Annotated in this window: 4 protein-coding genes; 2 read left to right on the plus strand and 2 right to left on the minus strand. The window is 38.8% G+C overall.

Annotation, left to right across the window (positions count from 1 at the left end; all coding sequences use genetic code 11):
• Window positions 1–7: 7 nt before the first annotated feature.
• The gene (gene thrA, locus QL984_RS15600; RefSeq protein ID WP_290172939.1) at window positions 8–2,425 is read right to left on the minus strand and encodes a bifunctional aspartate kinase/homoserine dehydrogenase I; all 2,418 of its coding nucleotides are present in this window, start codon (window positions 2,423–2,425) and stop codon (window positions 8–10) included.
• A 229-nt stretch (window positions 2,426–2,654) separates the two neighbouring features.
• Complete coding sequence (locus tag QL984_RS15605) at window positions 2,655–3,023, minus strand: response regulator (protein ID WP_290172940.1); 369 nt, start codon at window positions 3,021–3,023, stop codon at window positions 2,655–2,657.
• Between the two features lie 376 nt (window positions 3,024–3,399).
• Between QL984_RS15605 and QL984_RS15610 the strand changes: the two genes are divergently transcribed.
• Window positions 3,400–5,166: an ATP-binding protein gene (locus tag QL984_RS15610; RefSeq protein WP_290172941.1), complete on the plus strand. Its 1,767-nt coding sequence runs from the start codon at window positions 3,400–3,402 to the stop codon at window positions 5,164–5,166.
• Between the two features lie 73 nt (window positions 5,167–5,239).
• Window positions 5,240–6,151: a recombination-associated protein RdgC gene (gene rdgC, locus QL984_RS15615; RefSeq protein WP_008111993.1), complete on the plus strand. Its 912-nt coding sequence runs from the start codon at window positions 5,240–5,242 to the stop codon at window positions 6,149–6,151.
• Window positions 6,152–6,299: the final 148 nt, after the last annotated feature.

The raw sequence follows: 6,299 nt of genomic DNA on the forward strand, positions 1-6,299 counted from the left end.
CTGACTCCTAGCGAGATAATGTTTTTAATATGTCTGCAAATACACCTGCAGCCGTTACTGCAGAGCCAGCCCCATAACCACGAATCACAAACGGACGCGGTTGGTAGTATTGGCTTAAAATAGCCAGCGCATTTTCACCATCACGAATAACATTCAATGCATGTGATGAATCCACCGCTTCGATTCCGACCTTACAGTGACCATTTTTAATTGTGCCTACGTAGCGAAGTACTTTACCTTCACTTGCTGCACTTTGAACACGGTCGTTAAAACCAGCATCTAAACTAGGTAATTTCGCCATAAACTGCTCCACATTGTCACCTTGGGCAAAACCTGGCGGTAAAACCGACTCCACTTCAATATCGCTAAGCTCTAATTTCATACCGGCTTCGCGTGCAATGATCAGTAATTTACGTGCTACGTCAGTTCCCGATAAGTCATCGCGTGGGTCGGGCTCTGTAAACCCGCTTTCTTTGGCTTTAATTGTTGCCTCAGAAAGTGATAAACCATCTTCTAGTGCACCAAACATGTATGAAAGCGAGCCTGATAAAATACCACTAAACTCAAGTAACTCATCACCTGCACCAAACAACGATTGCAAGTTATCGATTACAGGTAAACCTGCACCTACGTTAGTTTCGTATAAAAACTTACGATTATTTTTATGTGTTGCTGCAATTAAATCTTGGTAATACGTATATGAGCTCGTGGTGGCTTTTTTATTGGCAGCCACGACATGAAAACCTGCATTTAAAAAATCTACATATTGTGCAGCTAAGGCATCTGATGAAGTACAGTCAACTAGCACTGGATTAACTAAATGATTTTGCTTAACAAACTGCTCGACCAGTTTTAAATCAAACGCTTGCTCTGACTGCGCCAGTTTTTGCTGCCAATCATCAAACGCAATCCCCTCACCATCAAGGTGTAATTGACGAGAGTTGGCAACACCATATAGGTTTAATTTAATATTACGCCTTTCAAGCCATGCTTGTTGACGCTCAAGTTGGTTAATTAGCTCTTGGCCGACTAAGCCACAGCCCAATAAAAACACATCAATTGAAGGAACATGAGTAAAGAAGTTTTCATGGCAAATTTTAACCGCGTCATTACATAATTCACCGTCAATAACGGCTGAAATAGCACTTTCTGTTGAATCTTGCGCTATGGCAACAATGTTTACTTGCGCTTGTGCAAGCGATACAAAAAACTTAGCCGCTAACCCCTTATGGGCACGCATGTTATCACCAACTAACGTTACTATTGCTAAATTACGTTGCACATTTACCGGCTCAATGAGCCCCGCTTTTGACTCTAAGTCAAAGGCTACTTGCAACGCACTTAACGCTAGATTTAAATCGCTTTCATGCACACAAAAGCTAATACTAAATTCACATGATGATTGAGTGATCAGGACGATTGACACGTTATCATGCGCTAATGCATTAAATACTTTCGATGCCATGCCCACTTTGCCCTTCATACCAGGGCCTGAAACGGTCAACATAGCTAAGTTTTGTAGGCTTGAGAGTGCTTTTACTGGTTCATCAGATACCGTATCGTTACTAATTAGTGAGCCTTGCGCATCTGGGTTATGAGTGTTTTTAATTTCGCATGGCACTCCAGCTTTTGCACACGGTAGGATAGTTTTAGGGTGCAACACTTTAGCGCCAAAATAAGAAAGCTCCATCGCCTCTTTGTAAGATAGGAAATCAACCTTAGTGGCTTTTTTGATATAACGCGGATCGGCGCTGTATACACCATCAACGTCAGTCCATATTTGGCACACTTGCGCCTCTAAACACGCCGCAGCAATCGCCGCCGAGTAGTCAGACCCATTACGACCAAGCGTTGTGAGCTCCCCTTCATCATTACTTGCAGTAAAACCAGGCATAATGTAAACCGTCGCAGGGGATTCTTTTAACACAGCTTGAAAACGTGCCTTACTGGCCACTAAATCCGCTTCTGCGTCTATGTATCCGCCGGTTGAAACAATACAATCTGTTGCTTGTAAATAATGCGCGTTATGATCGGCTAATAGACTTTGCATTAGCGATACGCTAACACGCTCACCAAAACTAATAATGAATGCTCTGACCTGATCAGGGCAGCACTTTATCAGTGCAATACCATCAAGCTTATTTTTAAGTTCGTTAAAGTCAGGCCAGTTTTGAACTGCTCCTTGCTTTTCCTCTACCGCTGCTTTGAGCATGTTGCATCGGCTAGTCAGTGAATGCCATTGTTCGCTAAAGTCATGCCCCTGCTCTGCAGTACTAGCTAAATTAACTAACGAGTCAGTCATGCCACCTGGGGCTGACAGTACCAGTAACATTTCATCTTTTAATTGTGCCTTAGCGAGTGCAGCAACTTGCTCTAAACAGGCAAAATCAGCGAGCGATGAGCCACCAAATTTTAATACGCGCATTTTTTATGTTTCCTCATTCCATAAAACGAAAAAAGGCCTGTGTTCTAAGTGAACACAGGCCTTTAAATTTGTTGCACCGACCTATGCCACTATCCAGTAAGAATGGTGGTTGTAATAATAATGGTCGTTACAAGACTAAATGTTTTCATAGCTTAAGACTGCCTTAACAAAGGCTATTCTGTCAACCCTAAATTAGAAGATAAAACAGTCTTTTTCATCATGAAATTTATTAATAAATGCCAAACTTATGCAAAACGTCGTTAAGTTGTGCTTTATTAATCGGTTTGTGAATAAAATCGATTGCGCCTAGTTGCGCGACACGTGCTTGCATTTTTTGTTGGATATCAGCAGAGATCACTAATACATAAGACTCTATTTTAGAAATTTTGATTTGCTCAAGTACTTCAATACCATCAACTTCAGGCATGGTTAAATCAAGACACAGGAGATCGAAATGCCTTTGACGCAATTGCTCCAACGCCTCTTTACCGTTAGTTGCTTGCTGAATATCGGCATCAATACATTCTTTTAAACAGCGCATTACCTGTTTGCGAGCAACGGTGGAATCATCACAGACTAAAATAGAAAAACGCATCATAATGACTCATTAATTAAACTCATACAAAACACCTAAACCCACTGTAAAATTAGTTGGTTGCCCAATCCGCAACAGTCAAAATTATAACCAAATTAGCAACGAGCAGATTATTTATTGTAACTTTTATTAACGTTATCAATAAAATGCTTAATTGCACAATACAAATTAGTAAATTAACTATTTCCAAGTAAAAAACAGCCTATCCAAACAAACGGTTCTCAAATAGAAACCCAATGCATATAGAACAGAATGATTGCTTATTTAACAACGCTAAATAGCAATATTATAAAATATATGTTTATTTTTAATCATTTATTAACTAATGTTTATAAGCGTACATTAACAGTTGAATAATTTAAGGAAATATAAGCCTCCCATGCCGCAAAAAAGTCTTTCAACAAAGTTACTCACTCGGGTTTTATCAGTTTATTTTATACTGACCTTTGTGGTGACCTGCGGGCAAATTTTCGCAGAGTACGTCAATACTAAAGATTACATACGCGATGAACTTGGCACATTACAAAAGACCTTTGGTAGAAGTTTAACTAGAGCAATTTGGGAGCTAAATATAAAGCAAACCACCACAACCGCCGAAGGATTACTCGATATACCTATGGTTGAGGGGGTTATTATTCGTGACGATAATGGCGCTATTATTTCTCAATTAGGCCGCGCGCTAAATATTCACAATCTTTACAGTCAGCAACTTGTGCAAGAAGATGTCATGGTAGAGGACACCAAAGCTGGTTTATTTGGCTATACATTCCCACTTATTTTTGAGTTTTCAGGACGAGCAACGCAAGTAGGCGATGTTACTTTATTTTCTAGTCGCGATGTAATTTTTAGTCGCATTATGCTCTCTATCTACTTTTTGATTGGTAATGCCATGATTAAAACAACCTTTTTAATCATCTTATTTTTAATTGCATTTAGAAAGTTACTCACCGAGCCCCTTACTCAATTAACCGAGCAAATTGAATACTTTGAGTTAGAAGAGCTTGATGGTCAACAGGTTAAAATAGTCACCGATGAAAATAACGAGCTTAAAGTAATGGAACGCTCTTTTAACAATCTGATTTCGAAGGTTGTTGAGTATAAAAAAGAGTTAAAACAAACTCAGCATGACCTAATTGAAAGCAATCAAAAGCTGGATCAACAAAACTTACAACTTGAACAGGATGTTGCGCGTAAAACATCAAATTTAAGCCAAGCAATGATCGATCTACAGCAACAAAAATATGAACTAGAGCGACAAAAAGCAGTATTAACAGAAGAAGTCGATTTACGAAAGCAAACCGAACAAGAACTGTTAAGCAAGCAAACTCAGCTGCAAAGCTCGCTCGATGAATTAAGCTTTGCGCAAGAGCAACTGGTTGGCTCAGAAAAAATGGCGGTATTAGGCGGCTTAGTGGCGGGGATCACTCATGAAATTAATACCCCTATTGGTATTGGCGTTACTGCCACCTCTTTTTTACAAGAGCGATTAACCGAAATAGAAACTGCGTATAAAAATAAATCATTATCGTCTGCGGCTTTAGAAGGCTTTATTAATGATGCAGCGCAAAGCGCTCAACTGCTCTCTCACAACTTAGAACGTGCCTCAGATTTAATAACCAGCTTTAAACAAATTGCGGTAGATCAGGCCAGTGAAGCTCTAAGAACAATTAATTTTAAAGACTACATCAACGAAGTTATACGCTCTTTGCACCCACAAATTAAAAAAACATCTCACAGCATTCGTCTACATTGCCCAGATGATTTAATTATTAACTTACCTGCGGGAGTCATTAGTCAAATATTTACGAACCTAATTATGAACTCATTAGTGCATGGTTTTGAAAATATAAACAGCGGCCAAATCACCATAGATGTAAATACTGATGAAAACGACCTCATCATTAATTATCAAGATAACGGTTTAGGTTTAAAACCGGCTCAACTAAAGCGTTTATTTGACCCATTTTTTACCACCAAGCGTGATGAGGGTGGCAGCGGCTTAGGTGCCCATATTATTTTTAATTTAGTAAAACAAACGCTCAATGGTAAAATTGAAGTAAGTAGTGAGCCTGGGCAAGGGTTACACTACCGTATTTCGTTCCCTAAAAACATGTCATCTCCCCTGCCACTTTTTAAACTCGATTAAGCTAAATCAGCCGTTTCTAGAAGCGGCTTTTATTGCTATGATTGCACAAATTTTTTAAATGGATCATTCCCCGATGTGGTTTAGTAACCTTATATGCTATCGCTTTAAACAAGACGTTTCATACACACAAGAAGACTTTGATAAGGCATTAGAGCAAGATCTATTTCGTCCTTGTACTGGCCAAGAGTTGGCAACATTTGGTTGGACAAAAGCATTTGGTAAACATGGTGAAACTCTTTCTCATTTCTCACAAAAAAGTATTTTAGTGTGCGCTAAACGTGAAGAAAAAGTATTACCAGCCTCGGTAATAAATGAGCTGGTAGCAGAAAAAGTTGATCAGATTGAAGCCGAAGAAAATCGCCCAGTAAAGAAAAAAGAAAAAGATGAACTAAAAGAAAACATCTTACACACCTTATTGCCACAAGCATTTAAAAAATCGAGCTTGCAGTTTGCTTTTATAGACCAAGAAAATGGGTGGGTGGTAGTTAATAGTGCAAGCTTTAATAAAGCAGAGGAACTACTTGCTCTATTACGTAAATCATTAGGGACATTACCCGTTGTTCCTGCGTTTGCTAATTATGATTTAGACGTATTTTTAACTGACTGGCTTACTAACTTTAGTACTCCAGAAGGCTTTGCAATTGGATCAGACGCTGAACTTGAAGAAGCTGATGACAGTGGTGCTCAGGTAAAACTCAAAGGCCATGACCTATCGTGTGACGAAGTGAAGTCGCACCTTGAAAGTGGTAAGCGCGTTACTAAGCTTGCCCTTGATTGGCAAGAGCGCGTTAAATTTATGCTACAAAACGATGGCTCAATTAAACGTTTAAGCTATTCAGAAACACTTAAAGAAGAAAATGCCGATATTCCTAAAGAAGATATGGCGGTTAAACTAGATGCTGATTTTATTCTTGCATCTGAAGAAATTAAGCAATTGCTAGAAGAGCTTACACAGGGCTTAGGTGATGCTGACGATTTAGCGTAAAAGCTTTATTAAATAGTATTAAAAATAAAAGCACGATATTAATCGTGCTTTTTATTGTTCAAAAACAAGTTATACCAATTGCATTAAATTAGTGATCTATTATAGCGACAAAGAAATAAGTCGATAACAAGGCGAAAATTATGATACA

Source organism: Pseudoalteromonas sp. APC 3495, assembly GCF_030407645.1.
GTDB classification, from domain to species: domain Bacteria; phylum Pseudomonadota; class Gammaproteobacteria; order Enterobacterales; family Alteromonadaceae; genus Pseudoalteromonas; species Pseudoalteromonas tetraodonis.

Coding starts and splice junctions, on each gene's coding strand:
- thrA (WP_290172939.1), bottom strand. CDS start 2,425: ATGCGCGTATTAAAATTTGGTGGCTCATCGCTCGCTGATTTTGCCTGT.
- QL984_RS15610 (WP_290172941.1), top strand. CDS start 3,400: ATGCCGCAAAAAAGTCTTTCAACAAAGTTACTCACTCGGGTTTTATCA.
- rdgC (WP_008111993.1), top strand. CDS start 5,240: ATGTGGTTTAGTAACCTTATATGCTATCGCTTTAAACAAGACGTTTCA.
- QL984_RS15605 (WP_290172940.1), bottom strand. CDS start 3,023: ATGATGCGTTTTTCTATTTTAGTCTGTGATGATTCCACCGTTGCTCGC.